Genomic DNA, 18,859 nt, shown 5'->3' on the forward strand with positions numbered 1-18,859 from the left:
GGACCTGTTGACAACGACCGGGGGCCGGACCGGCCGAGTGCTCCCCGGCGACGACGTTCGGCGAGGATCGACGGATGCTCTCACTCGCCGCCGTCCGCGCTGTCGGAACGGAGATGCTCGCCCTGCTGCTCGCGGCGTCGTGTGCGGGCTGCGGTGAGCCCGAGACGATGCTGTGCGCGTCGTGTCGTGAGGGCCTTCGATCCGCGCCTCGTGAGTGGACCTCGCCCGGCGGCCTGCGTGTGTGCGCCGCGATGTCCTTCGAGTCGGTCGCAGCCCGGTGCATCCGCCGCGTCAAGGACGAGGGCGAGACCTTGCTCGCCCGTCCGCTGGGGGAGGCGCTCGGCGAGGTGCTCCACGAGGTGCTGGCGGAGTCACCGGGAGAAACCGTCCTCGTGGTGCCCGTTCCGACGACGAGGGCCGCATACCGACGACGGGGCTACCGAGTGCCCGATCTCCTCGTTCGGAGGGCGGGGGCTGCGCCATCCAGGCTGCTGAGCACGCGTGGCCGGAGCACCGACCAGCGAGGGCTCGACGCTGAGGGCAGGGCGCAGAACGTGCGAGGCACCATGCGCGCCCGGCGGCCTGGTGAGGGGCATGCCGTCGTGCTCGTCGACGACGTGGTCACCACGGGTGCGACCTTCGATGAGGCCGAGCGGGCGCTCCGCGCCGCCGGGTTCCATGTGCTCGCGGCGCTCGCACTGGCCGCCACACCACGTCACAGCGAACGGAATGCGAACGCATCGGGGACACGCAGGAAATGACCCGTGACATCCGCGGTCAGGCGGACTACCGTTGGGGGTCACAAGGCGACCACGGTCCGCCCTTGGCCGGGAGGACCGGGACAAGGAGGCAGCAATGGAAACGAGCATCGTTGGCGTCGGGGTGGGTATCACCGACCGATTCCGCACCGTTGTCGAGGAGAAGATCGCCAAGATCCAGACGTTCGCGTCGCGGGCGCAACGACTGGATGTCAAGGTCACCCATCGGGTGTACCGAAACGGGCACGTGCCCGACGAAACGGTCGAGCTGACGCTCGTCAGCAAGGGGCCGGTCGTCCGTGCAGAGGCCACAGACGGCGACAAGTTCGTCGCCCTCGACCTCGCGGTCGACAAGATGGCGGAGCAGCTGCGCAGGGCCAAGGAGAAGCGAGTCGACGGCCGACAGCATCCCCGCGGGGCGCACTTCGAGAAGGAGAGCGGAGCGCTGGAGGGCATCGACGTCCAGCCGGCCTCTGTCGACGTGCTTCGCGCAGTCGCGACGGGTGCAGTGCCCATTCAGAACGACGAGGACGAGGTCTATTCGCCCGTCGTCATCCGCACCAAGAACTTCGGCGCCGAGTGGATGACCGTCGAAGAGGCGGTCGACCGGATGGAGCTCGTCGGACACGACTTCTTCCTGTTCGTCGACGTGCGCACCGATCACCCGAGCGTCGTATACCGACGCAAGGGTTGGGACTACGGCGTGATCGCTCTCGAGACGGCGGCGCCGCCCTCTGAGGCCCTCGCCTCCTGAGATTGACAAGCGAACGGCCCGGCGCCTGAAGGAGCCGGGCCGTTCTCGCGTCTGCGCCGTGCGCGTCAGTCGAAGATGCCGTCCAGGATGCTGCCGATCACGAGGCCGCCGAGGATTCCGGACGCGATGTCTCCACCACCACCTCGTCGCCCGCCGCCGCTCCAGCCGCCGCCACCCCAGCCGTCGCCGCCGCCGCCCCAGCCCTGATCCTGCGGGCGGGACGAATCGATGTCGCGCTGGGCGAGCTGCAATGCCTCAGCGGCGAGGTGTGCCACCCGTCGTGCGCTCGCGAGCGCTTGGTCGCGGGTCTCCTCGGCGGGGAGGAGATCGGACAGATCCACGCGGAGGCGCTCGGCCTCGGCGAGTCGAGTGCGGGCGTCCGCCCCGATCCAGCCGCGGTGTCCGGCGATGAGCCCACGGGCGACGCCGAGCTGGCGGTCAGCATCGTCGATCGCGTGCTGGACCTGCTGGATGCTGGGGAGCGGGTGCTCTGCGCGGTGGCGAGCCGTGGCGATCGCGTCGTCGAGTGCGGTGTTCGCCTCGCGGAGCTGCGACAGCTCGGCGAACGGGTCGCCGGGGGAGCCCGCGGGGGAGAGGGCGCTGAGAGCGTCCTGCAGAGCGGTCACGGCCGTCGCGACGGCGGGAGTCTGCGGCGCTGTGCGCGCGGCGATCAGATCGCCGCGTGAGTCGGCGACGACCTCGGCGAGTGTCGACTCCGCACGCAGAGCCTCGATCTCGAAATCCTCGACCGCGTCGAGCAGGGCGGATGCGCGCCGCGTCGCTTCGGTCGCCGTCTCGAGGGCGAGGTTGGCCTCCTCGTTCTGCTTGGCCGCGCGGCGTCGCTCGGAGACCGCGGCGCCGTGGGTGGCGAAGGCGATGAGCTGCTCTGCCTCGGCGGCGCTGGCGGTGATCTGATGCATCGCCGAGTCCGCGTAGCGTGCGGAGAGACGGGCGACCGTCTCGTTCGTGTGAGGGATGCGCGAGCTCAGCTCGGCGGCATCCTTGCGCACCTGGGCGATGACCTCCGGCGCACGGCGGACCTTCGCGACGGAGGCGGCGAGGTCGGTCGTCTTCTCGTCGAGCAGATCCTGCGCCCAGTCGCAGAGCTGGACGATGCGTGCGTTGCGGGTACGCAGCTCTTCCGCGGTGTCGGGGATCTCGTCGTGATTGAGCTGGTGCATCTGGAACGCCTCGCGCAGATGCGTGCGCACCGCGCTCAGCGCCTTCTTCAGGTCTCCGGTGAGCTGCCCTCCGAGCTCGGCCTCAGCGAACGCGAGTTCGTCGGAGGTGCTTCGGATCCGCTCATCCGCGGCGACGAGCGCCTGCTCGGCACGGCGTGCCAGATCGGCATCCTGTGCGGCCAGTTCTTCCTGCTCGCGCTTGCGTCTGCCCCATATTCCAGCCATAGGACTGATCCTAGTTTCCCGAACGAGAGTGCTGGCTGTGCATCCGCTCCAGGCGAACGCCGATCAGACGAGCGCGGCGACGGGCGGTCGAGCGGGTCTCCCTCTCTTGGGGCGGTCGGCCGTCAGTTCGAGCGCGAGCGCATGCTCCGGATGCTCGGCGAGGCGGCCCTGCACATGCTCGAGCCAGCGCAGCTCGGCATCCGCCGCGAAGATCATCGAATCGACGACGAGTGACCAGGCGAGGCCTTCAGGTGTGTCGTCCTCCCGTGATTCTCTGACATCGCGGAGCGCCCCGAGATGACGGCGAGAGGCCGCGCGCTGCGTTGCGATCACGTCCGTGGCGTCCGCCCCGGGAAGCGTCGCCGCGACGGCCAGCTTGATCGCGAGCTCGTCCCTGGTCGCCGGATTCCGCTCCACGGGCGCTGCGAGCCAGCGGTCGACCTCCGTCATCCCGGCCTCGGTGATCTCCCAGTAGACGTGACCCTGCGCATCAGCGTCGCCGCGGTCCACGAGCCCGTCTCGTTCGAGGCGCTCGAGAGTGTTGTAGATCTGGCCGACGTTCAGCGGCCAGACCGAGCCCGTGCGCCGGTCGAACTCATGACGCAGCTGGTAGCCGTAACACGGACCCTGCGCGAGAATCGCGAGCAGGCTCTGGCGTACCGACATGTGTACCTCCCGGTGTCGTGGATCAATATATACATACTCGGAAACGCGAAGCGGGTGCGCCATGCAGACGACGTGCAGGTCACGGACCGGTAACATGGCAAGGTATGCCTGGCACGCGCCCGACCAGCGGCGCCGCCGGAACCATCGACAGGGAGATGACATCTGTGGCCAATCCTCTTGAGAAGCTGCTGCGCGCGGGTGAAGGGCGGGTCATCCGTCGCCTGAACCAGGTGGTGAAGGCCGTCAACGCGCTGGAAGAGGACATCTCCAAGCTCACCGACGATGAGCTGCGCAACGAGACCGTCGAGCTGCGCGAGCGCTTCGCCAAGGGTGAGTCCCTCGATCAGCTGATGCCCGAGGCGTTCGCCGCTGTCCGTGAGGCGGCGAAGCGCACACTCGGCATGCGCGCCTACGACGTGCAGATCATGGGTGGCGCAGCACTCCACCTCGGCAACATCGCCGAGATGAAGACCGGTGAGGGAAAGACGCTCGTCGCGACCTTCCCCGCCTACCTCAACGCGATTGCGGGTGAGGGCGTCCACGTGATCACCGTCAACGACTTCCTCGCCAGCTACCAGGCTGAGCTCATGGGCCGCGTGTATCGCGCGCTGGGCATGTCGACGGGAATCATCGTCTCCGGCCAGACACCGGCTGTGCGTCGCGAGCAGTATGCATCCGACATCACCTACGGCACGAACAACGAGTTCGGCTTCGACTATCTCCGCGACAACATGGCGTGGCGCAAGGAAGACCTCGTCCAGCGCGAGCACTACTTCGCCATCGTCGACGAGGTCGACTCGATCCTCATCGACGAGGCCCGAACGCCGCTGATCATCTCGGGTCCGTCGTCGGGCGAGGCGAACCGCTGGTTCGCCGAGTTCGCGAAGATCGCGCGCACTCTCGAGGCGGGCGTCGACTACGAGGTCGACGAGAAGAAGCGCACCGTCGGCGTGCTCGAACCCGGCATCGAGAAGGTCGAGGACTACCTCGGCATCGACAACCTCTACGAGTCCGCGAACACCCCGCTGATCTCGTTCCTCAACAACTCGATCAAGGCCCTCGCGCTGTTCAAGAAGGACACGGACTACGTCGTCATGAACGACGAGGTCATGATCGTCGACGAGCACACCGGTCGCATCCTGGTCGGGCGCCGCTACAACGAGGGCATCCACCAGGCGATCGAGGCGAAGGAGGCAGTGCCGGTCAAGGCCGAGAACCAGACCCTCGCGACCGTCACGCTGCAGAACTACTTCCGTCTGTACGACAAGCTCGCCGGCATGACGGGCACCGCCGAGACCGAGGCGGCCGAGTTCATGTCGACCTACAAGCTCGGCGTCATCCCGATCCCGACGAACCGTCCGATGGTCCGCAAGGACCAGTCCGACCTCGTCTACAAGAACGAGACCGCCAAGTTCGCGCAGGTCGTCGAGGACATCGCCGAGCGCCACTCGAACGGCCAGCCGGTGCTCGTGGGCACGGTGAGCGTCGAGAAGAGCGAGTACCTCTCGCGACTCCTCGCCAAAAAGGGCGTCAAGCACGAGGTCCTGAACGCGAAGAACCACGCGCGCGAGGCAGAGATCGTCGCTCGCGCCGGTCGCCTCGGCGCCGTGACCGTGGCGACGAACATGGCCGGTCGTGGAACCGACATCATGCTCGGCGGAAACGCCGAGTTCCTCGCCGTGCAGGAGCTCAAGGGCAAGGGGCTCGACCCGGTCGAGACGCCCGAAGAGTACGAGATCGCGTGGGATGAGACGTACGAGGCCATGAAGGCCGTCGTCTCCGAGGAGGCCGAGAAGGTCATCGAGGCCGGCGGTCTGTACGTCCTCGGCACCGAGCGCCACGAGTCCCGTCGTATCGACAATCAGCTGCGCGGTCGCTCGGGCCGTCAGGGCGATCCCGGTGAGAGCCGCTTCTACCTGAGCCTGACCGACGACCTGATGCGGCTGTTCCAGTCCGGAGCGGCCGAGGCGATCCTCGCGCGCACCAACTTCCCCGACGACGTCCCGATCGAATCCGGTCTCGTCTCGCGCGCCATCCGCAGCGCGCAGTCGCAGGTCGAGTCCCGCAACGCGGAGATGCGCAAGAACGTCCTCAAATACGACGACGTCCTGAACCGCCAGCGTGAGGCGATCTACGCCGACCGCCGTCACATCCTCCAGGGCGACGACATCGCCGACCGCGTGCAGCACTTCATCGAAGACGCGATCAGTGGCGTCGTGCGCGACCACACGGGTGAGGGCCACAACGAGAGCTGGGACTTCGACGCGCTCTGGACCGAGCTCAAGACCCTCTATCCGGTGAGCGTGACGATCGACGAGGTCGTCTCCGAAGCCGCGGGCCGCAAGGGCGGGATCACCGCCGACGGCCTGACCCGTGAGCTGCTCTCCGATGCGAAGATCGCCTACGAGGCCCGCGAGGAGTCGCTCGGTGACGCGGCCACCCGCGAGCTCGAGCGTCGAGTCGTGCTGCAGGTCCTCGACCGTCGCTGGCGCGACCACCTCTACGAGATGGACTACCTCAAGGACGGCATCGGCCTGCGTGCCATGGCGCAGCGCGACCCGCTCATCGAGTACCAGCGCGAAGGCTACGCGATGTTCCAGTCGATGATGGGCCAGATCAAGGAGGAGTCCGTCGGATACCTCTACAACCTCGAGGTCGAGGTCCGTCGTGCAGGCGACTCGCAGACAGCCGAGGTCGAGGCCAAGGGCCTGGCAGACGGCGGCGGCGAGCAGCGCCTCGAGTACTCTGCAGCGAACGATGCAGGCGAGGTCGAGGTCCGCAACGATCGCGGCCAGGTTCAGCAGGCGGCGACCGACAAGCTGCGCCAGGCGGCTGCGGCTCGGCAGGCGCCTGCCGAGGCGGCCGAACCCGAGCAGGCTGCCCGCGGAGCCTTCGGTCAGCGCACCGAGGGGGCGGCGTCGGCAGCGGGAAACCGTGAGCAACGCCGCGCTCAGGGCAAGAAGAAGAAGTAGGCGCGACACGTCGAGAGGGGTCGGATCCGAGTGGATCCGACCCCTCTTTCTGTCGCTGTAGGCTTGGCCGATGACACCAACGCGCCACTTCGACCAGTCGTCGAAGCTCAAGAACGTCCTGTACGAGATCCGTGGAAACACGCTCGTCGAGGCGGCGCGGCTCGAGGCAGAAGGCCATCGGATCCTCAAGCTCAACACGGGGAACCCCGCGATCTTCGGATTCGAGGCGCCCCACCAGATCGTGCACGACATGCTCGCAGCGCTTCCCACGGCGCACGGGTACAGCGACAGCAAGGGCATCATCTCCGCTCGTCGCGCTGTCGTCAGCAGGTACGAGGAGATCGAGGGGTTCCCGCGATTCGATCCCGAGGACGTCTTCCTCGGAAACGGCGTGTCCGAGCTCATCACGATGACGATGCAGGCGCTCCTCGACGAGGGCGACGAGGTTCTCATTCCGGCACCCGACTACCCGCTGTGGACGGCGATGACGAGCCTCGCCGACGGGACCCCCGTGCACTATCTGTGCGATGAGGACAACGGCTGGCAGCCCGATCTCGAGGACATCCGGTCCAAGATCACCCCGCGCACCAAGGCGCTCGTGATCATCAACCCCAACAACCCGACGGGCGTCGTCTACTCCCGTGAGGTGCTCGAGGGGATGGTGCAGATCGCTCGTGAGAATCAGCTTCTGCTGCTCTCCGACGAGATCTACGACAGGATCCTGTTCGACGGCGCCGTGCACATCCCGACGGCGACCCTGGCCCCCGACCTTCTGTGCCTGACCTTCAACGGCCTCTCCAAGACCTATCGCGTCGCCGGCTACCGCTCGGGTTGGGTCGTCATCACAGGGCCGCAGGCGCACGCCAAGGGGTTCCTCGAGGGGATCAACCTGCTCGCCTCGACACGGCTCTGCCCCAATGTCCCGGCTCAGTACGCGGTGCAGGCGGCACTCGGCGGCGTGCAGTCGATCGACTCGCTCATCGCCCCGACGGGTCGTCTGCACGAGCAGCGCGACATCGCCTGGGAGGGGCTCGAGTCGATTCCCGGTGTGTCCTGCGTCAAGCCGGAGGGCGCCCTCTACGCGTTCCCACGCCTCGATCCGAACGTCCACGAGATCAGAGACGATGCCAAGCTCGTCTACGACCTGCTCGTGTCGGAGCACATCCTCCTGGTGCAGGGGACGGGCTTCAACTGGCCGACCCCTGATCACCTCAGACTCGTCACCCTTCCCGAGCCGCGCGTGCTCGCAGAAGCCGTCGAGCGCCTCGGGAACTTCCTCTCGAGCTACCGGCAGTAACGGACTCCGTCGTCGCCGGGGCGTGCGCCGATGCGAAGCGGCGCACTCCGGCTACCAGGGACGAACGCGGGGTGAGATCCGCCATCGGTCGCGCATGGAGCAGGGCGGCATCGGCAGCGCGCTGATCGAACGGCAGAAAGGTGATGTCGGTGATCCCGGCGAACCGCTCGAGGGTGCGTCGGACCTGTCCGCGGGCATCGATGCCGAGAGGGCCGGGGCGCACCCGGTTGACCAGGACCCGTACCGGCGCGGGCGCGGTGAGCCGTCGCAGCTCGGCATGCTCCCGGATGAAGCGACTGATGCCGAGAGGATCCGCCGCCGCGACGGCGATGATCTCGTCGGCCTCCTGCAGCGCTGCGACGGTCGCGGCGTGGCGGCGTGGACCGGAGAGGTCGTACGTGGCCTCGTCATCGGCGTCGAACGCGCTGGAGACGTCGACGACGGTCTCCTCGGCCCATACGCGGCAGGCTCGGAGTGCTGCTTGCAGGCGGTGAGCGCCGAGCTCCTGCCAGCGCCCAGGGCGATTGATCCCTTCAAGAACCTCGATCTCACCCGCGCTCGTGGAGATCACGCTCGCCAGGCGGGTGAGCTCCACGGAGTCCAGGGCGCCGAGATCCGCCCGTCTGCACGCGGCTGCGACGCCGGGTGCGTCGTCGCCGAGCCCCAGGAGCAGCGCGAGCGACGGCGCCACCGTGTCGGCATCGACCAGCGCCGTCTGTCTGCCGAGCCGCCTGCGTTCGACGGCGAGCTGGATCGCTATGGTCGAGCGCCCGGGGGCTCCGGAGGGACCCCAGACGACGGACACGCGATTCGGTGTGGAGTGCGCTCTGACGGCATCCGGAACCTCCGCAGCCAGGGCGCGGGCCACCTCCCAGCCACTCGCCTCTGTCGGCAACGCGGCAGCGAGGCCGTAGCGGACGAGCATTCTGCTGTCCGAGTCGCCCACCGGAATGATCCTCACACCGGCCCGGTCGCACGCCGCGACCAGGTCCGGCGTCAGAACGGCACGAGTGGCGGCGACGATCGCGGCATCAACGCCCTTCGGAAGCGGCAGGATGCCGCTGGGCGGCACGACGGCGACCACGTCGATGCCCTCCATCTCGAGCTCGCTGGCCAGGTCTGCCGCCCGCGCCGCGGGTATCGCCACGACGACCGAGGTCACGAGCCCGCCCCTATCGGGACCACGGACAGCACGGAGCCCCCGGTGATCGCTGCGAGCGCCTCTGCGACCTCCGTGCGATCGATGACGATCTCCACCGTGGTGTCGTCGGTTGCGAGCATCCCGTCGGTCCGGGTGACCGATGCGACTATGGCCTCGGACACGAGGATGCGAGGAACGTCCTGGGCCGCGACCCCGCCGTCGAGAGGAGGTGCGTGCCACAGTTCCACGACGCTTCCGGCGGCGACCTCGCTGGGGACGCCGGTGCTGCTCTCGACGACGATCGTGGTGGTCCTGTTCGCGTCGGCGTCCTCCGCGGCATCGTCGGGCATGAGCTCGCCTTCGGCGACTGTGCGCGAGGCGACCTGCCCCGGATGGAGGTCCTGCGGGGCGAGGTACCGATCAGTGATCGCGCCGAGACCGACCTCGACGATCCGGAAGTCCCCGGAGACGAGCGCCTCGCCCCGGACTATCGTCCGGTTCGCCTGAAGAACTGGTGTCGTCACGCCCGCTGAGGAGACGACGGCCCACACTCCGCCGGTCGACAGGAGGACGAGTGCGATGCCGATCAGGAAGCGGGCATCGCCCCAGACGGCTCGACGAGGACGGGCGAACTTGTGCATGTCGACATGGTCACAGAATTCGGTCAGTCCGCTCGAGACTTATCCACAGCGTCGACCCGGTGGTGGCGGATCCGTACGGTGGGGGGACAATGGGAGGATGCCTGACTCGTCCCCGACCGCGCAGCGCTACCTCGCGCCTGCGCAGGTGGCCGAGCTCCTGAGCATCGACGTCGACGAGGTGATCGAGCTCGTCTATCAGGGGCGATTGCGCGGTTCGCAGCTCGGTTCGCCGGCGCGGTGGCGCATAGAGGAGCCGAGCCTCTCGGAGTATCTCGCGGAGCAGTCCGAAGAGGCGCGGCGAATGGCGCTGTGGCGCCAGGCGAACGAGGCGAGCTTTCCTGAGGTGTGGGGCACGTCTCACAGTCAGGGCATGTGATCGCCGACGGTCTGCACTGACGTCACCGCCGAGAACGGAATGATGCGGAATCCGCGCACTGCCTGTGCCGTGCGCGGTTCGCCCGGGTCGTGCAGCGCGATGTCCAGGTGATCCGCCCCGGCCCTGTCGACGGTGCCGTGGAAGTCGGACCCGTCGACGCTGATGATACGGACCGGGACTCGACGACGCCCGAGATCGCGCAGGACGAAGCCCAGCGACATCCGCTCGCGGAGCACCGGGGCCGCGGCGTCCGAGTCATCCAGGCTGGCGAGGAGTAGACCGTGATCGACGCTGAGACCCCGGACGGCATGCAGCGGGAGGATGCGTGTCGAGCGGGCCGCGCTCGTCTCGTCCGCCTCGACGATCGTGGCGGCGACCCAGTCTGAACCCAGAGAATGCAGACGTGCCCGGATGCGCGTGCCTCCAGGCAGGTCGACGGTCGCGGGCGCAGTCGCCGCGCACAGCACTCTGAGACGGCTTCGCAGCTCGAGGCGGGACACCCGCAATCGCTCCGACTCTGCGTCGAGCGCGGCGCGTTCGCTCTCCCACTCGGCAGCGAGCTGGCCTTCGAGGTCTTCGAACAGTCGATCCCAGTGCACGCGCCCCACCGTAGGTCATCTCGGCGCGAGCATGTACGAGTTATCCACATAGATGTCGGATTCGGTCCGAGCGGCCCGGGAGTGCGTGCTCTACTTGCCGCAGTCTTCCCCGATCGAGAGTGCCACAGATGACGCTTCACGAGTACTTCGCACCCCAGCCCACGTCCAGCGCGGAGCTTCCGGATCCGCAGCCGCTGCTGCGGAGCCTCACGCAGGGTGTGCTCGAGGTCCTCGCCGGGGTCAGAGAAGTCGATCAGCTCGCACGCTGGTTCAACGAGGACGCATACCGGAGTCTGGTGACGCGTGCGAATCTGTCGGCAAGGGCGCGCAGCGCGAGGGGGGTCTCGCCTGCGCGCCCGTCCTTCGAGATACTCTCCATCCGAGTGACGCACCCGGTGGACGGCAAGGTCGAGGCCGTCGTGGTCGTCGCCGGGCCCGGACGCACGCGGGCGGTGGCGATACGGCTCGAGGGTCTGGACCGCCGGTGGCGGGCGACGTCGTTGGCCGTTCTCTGAGCACACGCACTCTAGGCTGGTGGGGTGTCAACCCTCAGTGATCTCGCCCATGCCCAGGGTCGCCTGACCGACAACGACGTCGAGTGGCTGCATCGTCTCGCCGGCGACGGTCAGCTCCTCGCTGACCTCTCCTCGGCGGACATCGTCGTCTGGATCCAGACGGAAGACGGCTCTTTCATCGCGGTCGCGCACGCTCGTCCGAGTGGCGCGGCGACGCTGTTCTACCGCGACATCGTGGGTGAGCGGGTGCGCCCGCAGTGGCGCACGCAGGTCCAGGGCGCGTTCGAGTCGGCGGAGATCGTGGACTCCTCGTCTCCGGACTGGTTCGAGGAGACGCCGACGCGTGTGCGAGCCGTGCCGATCGTCAATGAGCGTCACGGTCGTGATCACCCGGCCGCGGTCATCGGTGTCGTCACGCGCCACACGAACCTCGGCGAGGCCCGAACGCCGTCGCGACAGCAGATCACCTTCGACGAATGCGCGAACGACATCTTCCGAATGATCGCCGACGGCAGCTTCCCCGACCCCGCGGCGCCGACCTCGCCACGACGCGGCGCCCCACGCGCATCGGACGGACTGATCCGCATCGATGTCGACGGCATCACGACCTTCGCGAGCCCCAACGCCCTCTCTGCCTTCAATCGCATGGGCTTCGACGACGAGCTCGAGGGGGAGTCCCTCGCCGAGGTCACCACCCGGCTCGTGCCGCCGTCTCGTCAGGTGGACGAGTCGCTGCCGGTGGTCGTGACGGGACGTGCTCCGTGGCGCACCGACATCGAGGCGCGAGGCGTCACGGTGTCGCTGCGGGCGATCCCGCTCAAGGACCACGGCACGCGCATCGGCGCCATCGTCCTGTGCCGAGACGTCTCCGAGCTCCGCCACCAGGAGCAGGAGCTCATCACCAAGGACGCGACGATCCGTGAGATCCACCATCGCGTCAAGAACAATCTGCAGACGGTGGCATCGCTGCTGCGCATCCAAGCTCGGCGCACGCACTCCGACGAGGCCCGCGACGCTCTGACCCAGGCGATGCGCCGCGTCGACTCGATCGCCGTCGTACACGACACCCTGGCGCAGGGTCTGACCCAGAAGGTCGACTTCGACGAGGTCTTCCACCGCGTGCTGAAGCTGGTGGCCGAGGTCGCCTCGGCGCCGAACACCCGTGCACGCACGCAGTCGACCGGTCGCTTCGGGGTACTGCCGAGCGAGTACGCGACACCGCTGGCGCTCGCGCTGACGGAGGTCGTCACGAATGCGGTCGAGCATGGCCTCGCAGGGCAGGAGGGCATGGTCACGATCGATGCGCATCGCACCGAGGAGAACCTGCGGGTCACGGTCCGGGACACCGGAAAGGGTCTGCCCGAGGGACGGATCGGTCAGGGACTGGGAACGCAGATCATCCGGACGCTCATCCAGGGCGAGCTCAGCGGCTCCATCGAGTGGCGGGGGAGTGACGGCGGGGGCACCGAGGTCGTCATCGACATCCCGCTCCGCTGGCTGACCAAGTAGACGAACTGCCCACACCGGCCGGGTACGAAGAAGCGGCCCGAGACGAATCGTCTCGGGCCGCTTCTTCGATGATCAGGAGGCGCGGCGGGCGCGGGCGGCGCGGCGCTTGAGAGCGCGGCGCTCGTCTTCGGAGAGGCCGCCCCACACGCCCGAATCCTGGCTGGACTCGAGGGCGTACTGCAGGCAGATCTCGGTCACCGTGCAGGTGGCGCAGACGGTCTTCGCCTTCTCGATCTGGTCGACAGCCGGGCCGGTGTTCCCTACGGGGAAGAACAGCTCGGGGTCGACAGTCAAGCAGGCGGCCTTGTCGCGCCAGTCCATGGGGGCTCCTCGGTGTGGATTGCGTAGATCATCGCGACGCGACGACTCGGATTTCGGGTGCAGATCGGGTTCGGCTACCCTGTATGAGATACGGACGGATGCCCGCATTCTGTGATGCGAGCACGAAGCCCGCCCCACGCCGCTGTGGGAGCACATGACGCTGTCTATTCTGTTACATGAAACCGGCGAAATCAAGGGTTTCGCCGGTTCTCATTCGATTCTCAGGAGACACATCGTGCGCTCACCCGGCCTCGCTCTGGCAGCTGCGGCAGTCCTCGCGGCGGAAGGCGCAGCGCTCGTCGTCTTCGCGCTGATCGAGCTCTTCGGCCTCGGCGCCGGCGACGCGGCATCCCTGCCGACGGCGCTCGCGCTGATCGTGCTGACACTGATCGGAGCCAGCGCTCTCATCGCATTCGCGATCGGCACCCGAGCCGGTCATTCGTGGGCGCGTTCGGGCGGCATCGTCTTCCAGGCGCTGGCGCTGGCGCTGGCGCTCGCCTCGCTCACCATCGAGCCGATCGCGTGGGTCTTCACCTTCGCGGTCGGAGTCCCCGCGCTGCTGTGCTTCATCCTTCTGATCGCGAGCACGCGCGCCGAGAACCAGCCTCCGGTCGACTGACGGACGGCTCGCTGCCACCCGGGCTCAGGCGTCGATGCCGAGCAGCTTGCGCAGACGCGCGACGTGCCCGGTGGCCTTGACGTTGTACTGGGCCAGAGTGATCGTTCCCTCTTCGTCGAGGACGAAGGTCGAGCGCAGCACGCCCTCGACGACCTTGCCGTAGTTCATCTTCTCGCCCCATGCGCCGTAGGCCACGTGCACGGCGTGGTCGGGGTCGCTCAGCAGGGTGAAGGTGAGTCCGTCGCGCTCGCGGAACTCCGCGAGCTTCGCCGGCTCGTCGCGCGACACACCGACGACTCGGTACCCGGCGCCCTGCAGCGAGGAGATGCTGTCCCGGAAGTCGCAGGCCTGAGTCGTGCAGCCGGGAGTCATCGCGGCCGGGTAGAAGTACAGCACGGTCTTCTGTCCGCGCAGATCCTCGAGTCGGACGGTCTCGCCGTCCTGGTCGAGGAGGGCGAAGTCGGGGGCAGCGGTTCCGGGTTCGAGGCGCACAGTCACCACTCCAGCCTAGCGGCCGGGTGCCTGCTCGGCCTTGTCGGCGAAGGTCTGCAGCAGCCGCTGCAACGAGTCGAGACGCGCGCGCCCCGTCTCGTTCAGCTCACCGCTCTCGGCCGCTTCGATGAGGGCGCAGTCAGGAGCATCCGCGAGATGGGTGCAGCCGCGAGGACAGTCCTGGGCGATGACCGCGAGCTCCGTGAAGGCGGCGAGGATGTTGGCCGGATCGACGTGTCCGAGACCGAAGGAGCGGACGCCGGGGGTGTCGATGACCCATCCCCTGCCCTCCGGCCCCGCGTAGCGCAGCGAGACGGTCGATGACGACGTGTGGCGACCGCGCCCGGTCACCTGGTTCACGTGGCCTGTGGCGCGCAACGCGCTCGGCACGAGGGCGTTCACCAGCGTGGACTTGCCCACACCGGAGTGTCCGACGAACACCGTCGAGTGACCGACCAGGGACGCGCCGATCTCATCGACGGGCATCTCCTCCTGCGCGCTGGTGAAGACCCGCAGATCGAGTCCGTCGAAGTGCGACAGGAACGCGGTGGGATCGGCGAGATCCGTCTTGGTGACGACCAGGAGGGGCCTGATGCCGGCGTCCAGCGCAGCGACGAGATAGCGGTCGACGAGTCGTGCTCTCGGCTCCGGGTCCGCGGCCGCGACCACGACCAGCATCTGATCGGCGTTCGCGACGATCACCCGCTCGACCTGGTCGGTGTCGTCGGCGCTGCGCCTCAGCAGAGAGGAGCGATCGACGATGCCGATGATCCGCCCGAGCGTCCCGTCTTCGCCGGACGTGTCTCCGACGACCTTCGCCTGATCTCCCGTGACGATCGGGTTGCGACGGAGCTCTCTCGCCCGTGCCGCCGTGATCATGCGCTCGTCGGGGGTGTCCTCGTCGAGCAGCACGGAGTATCGGCCCCGGTCGACGCCCAGAACGCGTCCGATCTGCGCGTCGTCGTGCGCGGGGCGGCGCTTGGTGCGAGGGCGGTTCGCCTTGGGATTCGGGCGCGTGCGGATGTTGCTCTCGTCGTACTCCTCGAAGCCGTCCTCGAGGTCGTCGGAGTCGTCGAGCCAGCTCACGCGGATACGCCCCGCAGCATCCGCTCCCAGAGAAGTGTGAACTCGGGAAGCGTCTTCGACGTCGTGCCGATGTCGTCGATCTCGACACCGGGCACGCGGAGGCCGATGAGGGCTCCTGTCGTCGCCATCCGGTGATCGTGGTGCGCGGCCCATCCGCCGCCGTGCAGCGGGCGCGGAATGATGCGGAGGCCGTCGGAGAGCTCTTCCGCCTCCCCGCCGAGGGCGCGGAGGTTGCCGATGAGCGCGGCGATCCGATCGGTCTCATGCATCCGGATGTGACCGATGCCGCGAATCGTCGTGGGGCTCGAGGCGAAGGCCGCCAGTCCGACCAGCGTCGGGGTCAGTTCGCTCGCCGCAGAGAGGTCCATGTCGAGTCCGTGGATCTCGGAACCGGCCTTGACCGTCAGCGTGCCGCTGTGGCGGCCGACGTGGGCGCCCATCGCCTGCAGGATCTCGGGAAGAAGCGCTCCGGGTTGCGTCGAGTGCACGGGCCACCCCGGCACCGACACCGAACCCCCGGTGATGAGCGCCGCGGCGAGGAACGGCGCCGCGTTCGAGAGATCGGGCTCGATCGCGATCTCCTTGGCGCGGGGGACACCGGCCTCGACGAGCCATTCTCCGGTCGCGGGACGTTCGATGCGGATGCCGCGGCGGCTGAGCGCCTCGATCGTCATGTCGATGTGGGGGAGGCTCGGCAGGTGCGACCCCGTGTGCACGAGATGGAGTCCGACATCGAAACGCGGGGCGGCGAGCAGGAGCCCCGAGACGAACTGACTCGAGGCTGAGGCGTCGATCTCGACGCGCCCGCCGCGGATGCGGCCGTGGCCGCGGATGGTGAACGGCAGCGCCCAGGTGCCCTCGTCGTCGATGTCGACACCGAGGTCGCGAAGAGCGCTGATCAGTCCGCCCATGGGTCGGTGCAGAGCGGTCTCGTGAGCCGTGAGATGCACGTCGTGCTGCGCGAGCCCTGCCAGCGGGGCGATGAACCGCATCACCGTGCCTGCCTGACCGCAGTCGACCGTCGTACCGCCGACGAGCTTCGCGGGCGTGATGACGAGATCGGGTCCGAACTGCCCACCGCCCTCGACCTCCTCGATCCCCACGCCGAGAGCACGCAGCGCGTCGACCATGCGGCGGGAGTCGTCGGAGTGCAGAGGCGCGATCAGGCGGCCGGGGCCGTCGGCGATCGCGGCGATGATGAGCTCGCGATTCGTGAGCGATTTCGACCCGGGGATCGTCACGGTGGCGTGGACCGCAGCGGTGGTGAACGGCGCAACATAGACGCCCTGGACAGGGGAGGGGGAATACCTGTTGGCGCTCATCGGTTCCCACCTTAGTAAACGCGAGTGTCCGTCAGAGAGAATGGCGTCCGCTCGACGAGAAGGAGAGAGCATGCTCGCAACGCTGGAACGCGAGTCCGTGGACCTCAGCCGCCTAGACTGGCCGGTGATGGATGACACGGCAACCGCAGAAACGGTCAGCGACCCTCGGCGCGAATTCGAGGAGCAGGCGATCCCTTTCATGGATCAGCTCTACGCCGCGGCCATGCGCATGACAAGGAACCCCGCCGATGCGGCGGATCTCGTGCAGGAGACGTTCGTGAAGGCGTACGGCTCGTGGGCGACGTTCTCGCAGGGCACGAACCTGAAGGCGTGGCTCTACCGGATCCTCACGAACACGTACATCAACATCTATCGCAAGAAGCAGCGCGAGCCGTTCCAGGGCACGATCGACGAGCTCGAGGACTGGCAGATGGGCGGTGCGGAGTCGACCACGGCGACGCACGGCCGATCGGCCGAGGCTGAGGCGATCGACCACATGCCGGCATCCGTCGTGAAGGACGCGTTGCAGGCCGTTCCCGAGGACTTCCGATTGGCGGTGTACCTCGCTGACGTCGAGGGCTTCGCCTACCAGGAGATCGCGGACATCATGAAGACGCCCATCGGCACCGTGATGAGTCGCCTGCATCGAGGCAGGCGGATGCTGCGGGAGCTGCTGGCTGACTACGCTGCGGAGCGGGGAATCTCCGCGGCCGACCCGAGGAGCAAGAAATGACCGATTGCGGCTGCGACAAAGCCCGCAAGGATCTCGAGGAGTACCTCCGCAACGAGGTCTGCAACACCGAGCACACCGAGATCCGTGAGCACCTCGAGAACTGCCCGTCCTGCAGGGACGAGGCGCTCGTCGCGACGACCCTCACCGAAGTCGTGGCGCGTGCATGCAAGGAGACGGCCCCCGAGGAGCTGCGCGACCAGGTGTTCGCGCGACTTCGCGAGGTTCAGTCGGCTCAGCACTGAGCGCGCCCTCCGCAGATCGCAGCTGCCCATAGGGTGGATGCATGACGGTCATCGACTCACGCGACATCCCTGCCGATCCGGAATCGACCGAGCGTCTCGCCGCCGGGGCGCTGACTTACCGCGTCGTCGACGGGTCAGACGCGACCCGGGCCGACATCTTCCAGCGAGCGACCACGCGAGGCTTCCTCGGCGCTGAGCCGTCGGCGGAGGAGCTGGCCTTCGGGCAGCAGACCTTCGACGCCCGTCGCAACACGGGCGTCTACGAGACCGCTGAGGCCGACACGATGCCGGTCGCGACCATCGACTCGTGGGTGACTCCGGTGACGCTCCCCGGCGGCGGAGAGCTACCGATGTGGGCGATCAGCGGTGTCACCGTCTCTGCCACGCATCGACGCCGGGGGATCGCCAGGGCTCTTCTCGAGGGCGAACTGCGGTCTGCAGTGGCCGCGGGAGTGCCGATCGCCGGTCTCACCGTCTCAGAAGCGACGATCTACGGCAGGTACGGCTTCGGCTCGGCGCTGCCGATGGCGAAGTTCACCGTGGACACGCGCCGCGCCGGTTGGGCAGGGCCCGTCGTCGAGGGGCGTGTCGAGTACGTCGATCGGGAAGCCCTCGCCGAGGCGCTCGGCGCCGTGCACGACCGTGCACGGAGCGCGCGCTCCGGACAGATCCCCGGCTGGCCGTCGCGGTGGACGGGTATCGCAGGGCTCGCGCCCGGCAACACCGACGGCACCAAGGTGCGCGGCATCCGCTTCATCGATCGGGACGGCGAGGTGCGCGGAGCGATGGCGATCGTCCTGCGTGACGGCAGCGGATCCTTCCGCTTCGGCCTCGACGTCCGGCTGCTCGTCGCGGAGACTCCCGAGGCGACGGCCGCGCTCTGGCAGTTCGCTCTGCAGCACGACCTCGTCGACGAGGTCACCGCGGATCTCCGTCCGCTGGACGACGCTCTTCCCTGGCTCGTGCGCGACCCGCGCGGTGTGACGCAGACCGTTCACGACCACGGCTGGCTGCGGATCCTCGACATTTCGACCGCGCTCACCGCGAGGACGTATTCCGCGCCGCTCGATGCTGTGCTCCGCGTCAGCGACCCGCTCGGCTTCACCTCCGGCGACTGGCGCCTGCGCGTGGATGCAGAGGGTACACCGGCGCTCGAACCGGTCGAAGCCGCAGACGCGGTGGATGCCGAGCTCGACATCTCGGCGCTCTCGATCCTGTACGCCGGAGGCGTCCGTGCCGCATCGCTGCACGGCGCAAGGCGCATCGTCGCCGACCGGGACGTCGTCGAGGCCCTGGACCGCGCGTTCGTCTCCTTCCCCGCTCCGGCGCTCGACATCTGGTACTGACGAATATGTGAAGCGGCATCCTGCCGCGCACATGAGAGCCGCGCGTAAGAAGAAGGAGCCTCGA

At 68.0% G+C, this 18,859-nt stretch carries 20 protein-coding genes; 11 read left to right on the forward strand and 9 right to left on the reverse strand.

Features of this window, described 5'->3' with window-relative positions:
• The first annotated feature begins 74 nt into the window (after positions 1 to 74).
• Positions 75 to 761, forward strand: coding sequence for a phosphoribosyltransferase family protein (locus RQG77_RS02045; protein ID WP_311243213.1), 687 nt, complete (start codon positions 75 to 77; stop codon positions 759 to 761).
• A gap of 94 nt (positions 762 to 855) precedes the next feature.
• Positions 856 to 1,512 carry a ribosome hibernation-promoting factor, HPF/YfiA family gene (hpf, locus tag RQG77_RS02050; protein ID WP_311243214.1) on the forward strand — a complete coding sequence of 219 codons (657 nt, stop codon included), beginning with the start codon at positions 856 to 858 and terminating at the stop codon, positions 1,510 to 1,512.
• 65 nt (positions 1,513 to 1,577) lie between these two features.
• Here hpf and RQG77_RS02055 read toward each other — a convergent pair whose 3' ends face one another.
• Together RQG77_RS02055 and RQG77_RS02060 are read right to left on the reverse strand one after the other, a co-directional pair.
• Positions 1,578 to 2,918, reverse strand: a complete 1,341-nt coding sequence (locus RQG77_RS02055) for a hypothetical protein (protein ID WP_311243215.1) — start codon at positions 2,916 to 2,918, stop codon at positions 1,578 to 1,580.
• Between the two features lie 63 nt (positions 2,919 to 2,981).
• The gene (locus RQG77_RS02060) at positions 2,982 to 3,584 is read right to left on the reverse strand and encodes a PadR family transcriptional regulator (protein WP_311243216.1); all 603 of its coding nucleotides are present in this window, start codon (positions 3,582 to 3,584) and stop codon (positions 2,982 to 2,984) included.
• A gap of 164 nt (positions 3,585 to 3,748) precedes the next feature.
• Here RQG77_RS02060 and secA point away from each other — a divergent pair, with 164 nt between their 5' ends.
• Together secA and RQG77_RS02070 are read left to right on the forward strand one after the other, a co-directional pair.
• On the forward strand, positions 3,749 to 6,556 hold the full coding sequence (gene secA, locus RQG77_RS02065) for a preprotein translocase subunit SecA (protein ID WP_311243465.1): 2,808 nt from the start codon (positions 3,749 to 3,751) through the stop codon (positions 6,554 to 6,556).
• A 70-nt stretch (positions 6,557 to 6,626) separates the two neighbouring features.
• Positions 6,627 to 7,853 carry a pyridoxal phosphate-dependent aminotransferase gene (locus RQG77_RS02070; RefSeq protein ID WP_311243217.1) on the forward strand — a complete coding sequence of 409 codons (1,227 nt, stop codon included), beginning with the start codon at positions 6,627 to 6,629 and terminating at the stop codon, positions 7,851 to 7,853.
• Here the strand turns inward: RQG77_RS02070 and RQG77_RS02075 are convergent.
• Both RQG77_RS02075 and RQG77_RS02080 read right to left on the reverse strand, forming a co-directional pair.
• Positions 7,777 to 9,015: a hypothetical protein gene (locus RQG77_RS02075; protein WP_311243218.1), complete on the reverse strand. Its 1,239-nt coding sequence runs from the start codon at positions 9,013 to 9,015 to the stop codon at positions 7,777 to 7,779. The genes RQG77_RS02070 and RQG77_RS02075 overlap by 77 nt on opposite strands.
• Positions 9,012 to 9,635 (reverse strand): hypothetical protein, encoded by a 624-nt coding sequence (locus tag RQG77_RS02080; RefSeq protein WP_311243219.1) that lies wholly within the window; start codon positions 9,633 to 9,635, stop codon positions 9,012 to 9,014. Before RQG77_RS02080 ends, RQG77_RS02075 begins: the two co-directional genes overlap by 4 nt.
• 97 nt (positions 9,636 to 9,732) lie before the next feature.
• Between RQG77_RS02080 and RQG77_RS02085 the strand changes: the two genes are divergently transcribed.
• Positions 9,733 to 10,011, forward strand: a complete 279-nt coding sequence (locus RQG77_RS02085; protein ID WP_311243220.1) for a helix-turn-helix domain-containing protein — start codon at positions 9,733 to 9,735, stop codon at positions 10,009 to 10,011.
• Here the strand turns inward: RQG77_RS02085 and RQG77_RS02090 are convergent.
• Entirely contained in the window at positions 9,999 to 10,610 is a 612-nt protein-coding gene (locus tag RQG77_RS02090) for a hypothetical protein (protein WP_311243221.1), read from the reverse strand. The two genes, RQG77_RS02085 and RQG77_RS02090, sit on opposite strands and share 13 nt — an antisense overlap.
• A 128-nt stretch (positions 10,611 to 10,738) precedes the next feature.
• On the opposite strand from RQG77_RS02090, the gene RQG77_RS02095 reads away from it, so the two are divergent.
• Both RQG77_RS02095 and RQG77_RS02100 read left to right on the forward strand, forming a co-directional pair.
• The gene (locus tag RQG77_RS02095; protein WP_311243222.1) at positions 10,739 to 11,125 is read left to right on the forward strand and encodes an Rv3235 family protein; all 387 of its coding nucleotides are present in this window, start codon (positions 10,739 to 10,741) and stop codon (positions 11,123 to 11,125) included.
• A 24-nt stretch (positions 11,126 to 11,149) separates the two neighbouring features.
• Complete coding sequence (locus RQG77_RS02100) at positions 11,150 to 12,634, forward strand: histidine kinase N-terminal domain-containing protein (protein WP_311243223.1); 1,485 nt, start codon at positions 11,150 to 11,152, stop codon at positions 12,632 to 12,634.
• 72 nt (positions 12,635 to 12,706) lie between these two features.
• Here RQG77_RS02100 and RQG77_RS02105 read toward each other — a convergent pair whose 3' ends face one another.
• A complete protein-coding gene (locus tag RQG77_RS02105; protein ID WP_028503730.1) occupies positions 12,707 to 12,955 on the reverse strand; it encodes a WhiB family transcriptional regulator in 249 nt (82 codons plus the stop codon).
• Between the two features lie 235 nt (positions 12,956 to 13,190).
• On the opposite strand from RQG77_RS02105, the gene RQG77_RS02110 reads away from it, so the two are divergent.
• Entirely contained in the window at positions 13,191 to 13,574 is a 384-nt protein-coding gene (locus RQG77_RS02110) for a hypothetical protein (RefSeq protein ID WP_311243224.1), read from the forward strand.
• A 24-nt stretch (positions 13,575 to 13,598) separates the two neighbouring features.
• On the opposite strand, the gene bcp is transcribed toward RQG77_RS02110, so the two are convergent.
• The 3 genes from bcp to aroA are packed head-to-tail and all read right to left on the reverse strand — an operon-like array spanning position 13,599 to position 16,474.
• Positions 13,599 to 14,072: a thioredoxin-dependent thiol peroxidase gene (gene bcp, locus RQG77_RS02115; protein ID WP_056308432.1), complete on the reverse strand. Its 474-nt coding sequence runs from the start codon at positions 14,070 to 14,072 to the stop codon at positions 13,599 to 13,601.
• 9 nt (positions 14,073 to 14,081) lie between these two features.
• Complete coding sequence (rsgA, locus tag RQG77_RS02120) at positions 14,082 to 15,152, reverse strand: ribosome small subunit-dependent GTPase A (protein WP_311243225.1); 1,071 nt, start codon at positions 15,150 to 15,152, stop codon at positions 14,082 to 14,084.
• Positions 15,149 to 16,474, reverse strand: coding sequence for a 3-phosphoshikimate 1-carboxyvinyltransferase (gene aroA / locus RQG77_RS02125; RefSeq protein WP_311243226.1), 1,326 nt, complete (start codon positions 16,472 to 16,474; stop codon positions 15,149 to 15,151). Before aroA ends, rsgA begins: the two co-directional genes overlap by 4 nt.
• A gap of 70 nt (positions 16,475 to 16,544) precedes the next feature.
• On the opposite strand from aroA, the gene RQG77_RS02130 reads away from it, so the two are divergent.
• From RQG77_RS02130 to RQG77_RS02140, 3 genes are read left to right on the forward strand one after another with little or no spacing between them, the layout of a single operon-like run.
• Positions 16,545 to 17,207 carry a sigma-70 family RNA polymerase sigma factor gene (locus tag RQG77_RS02130; RefSeq protein ID WP_311243227.1) on the forward strand — a complete coding sequence of 221 codons (663 nt, stop codon included), beginning with the start codon at positions 16,545 to 16,547 and terminating at the stop codon, positions 17,205 to 17,207.
• The gene (locus RQG77_RS02135; protein ID WP_053095677.1) at positions 17,204 to 17,449 is read left to right on the forward strand and encodes a zf-HC2 domain-containing protein; all 246 of its coding nucleotides are present in this window, start codon (positions 17,204 to 17,206) and stop codon (positions 17,447 to 17,449) included. Before RQG77_RS02130 ends, RQG77_RS02135 begins: the two co-directional genes overlap by 4 nt.
• A 41-nt stretch (positions 17,450 to 17,490) precedes the next feature.
• A complete protein-coding gene (locus tag RQG77_RS02140; protein ID WP_311243228.1) occupies positions 17,491 to 18,795 on the forward strand; it encodes a GNAT family N-acetyltransferase in 1,305 nt (434 codons plus the stop codon).
• Positions 18,796 to 18,859: the final 64 nt, after the last annotated feature.

It is taken from the genome of Microbacterium sp. WCS2018Hpa-23, assembly GCF_031843845.1.
GTDB lineage: Bacteria > Actinomycetota > Actinomycetes > Actinomycetales > Microbacteriaceae > Microbacterium.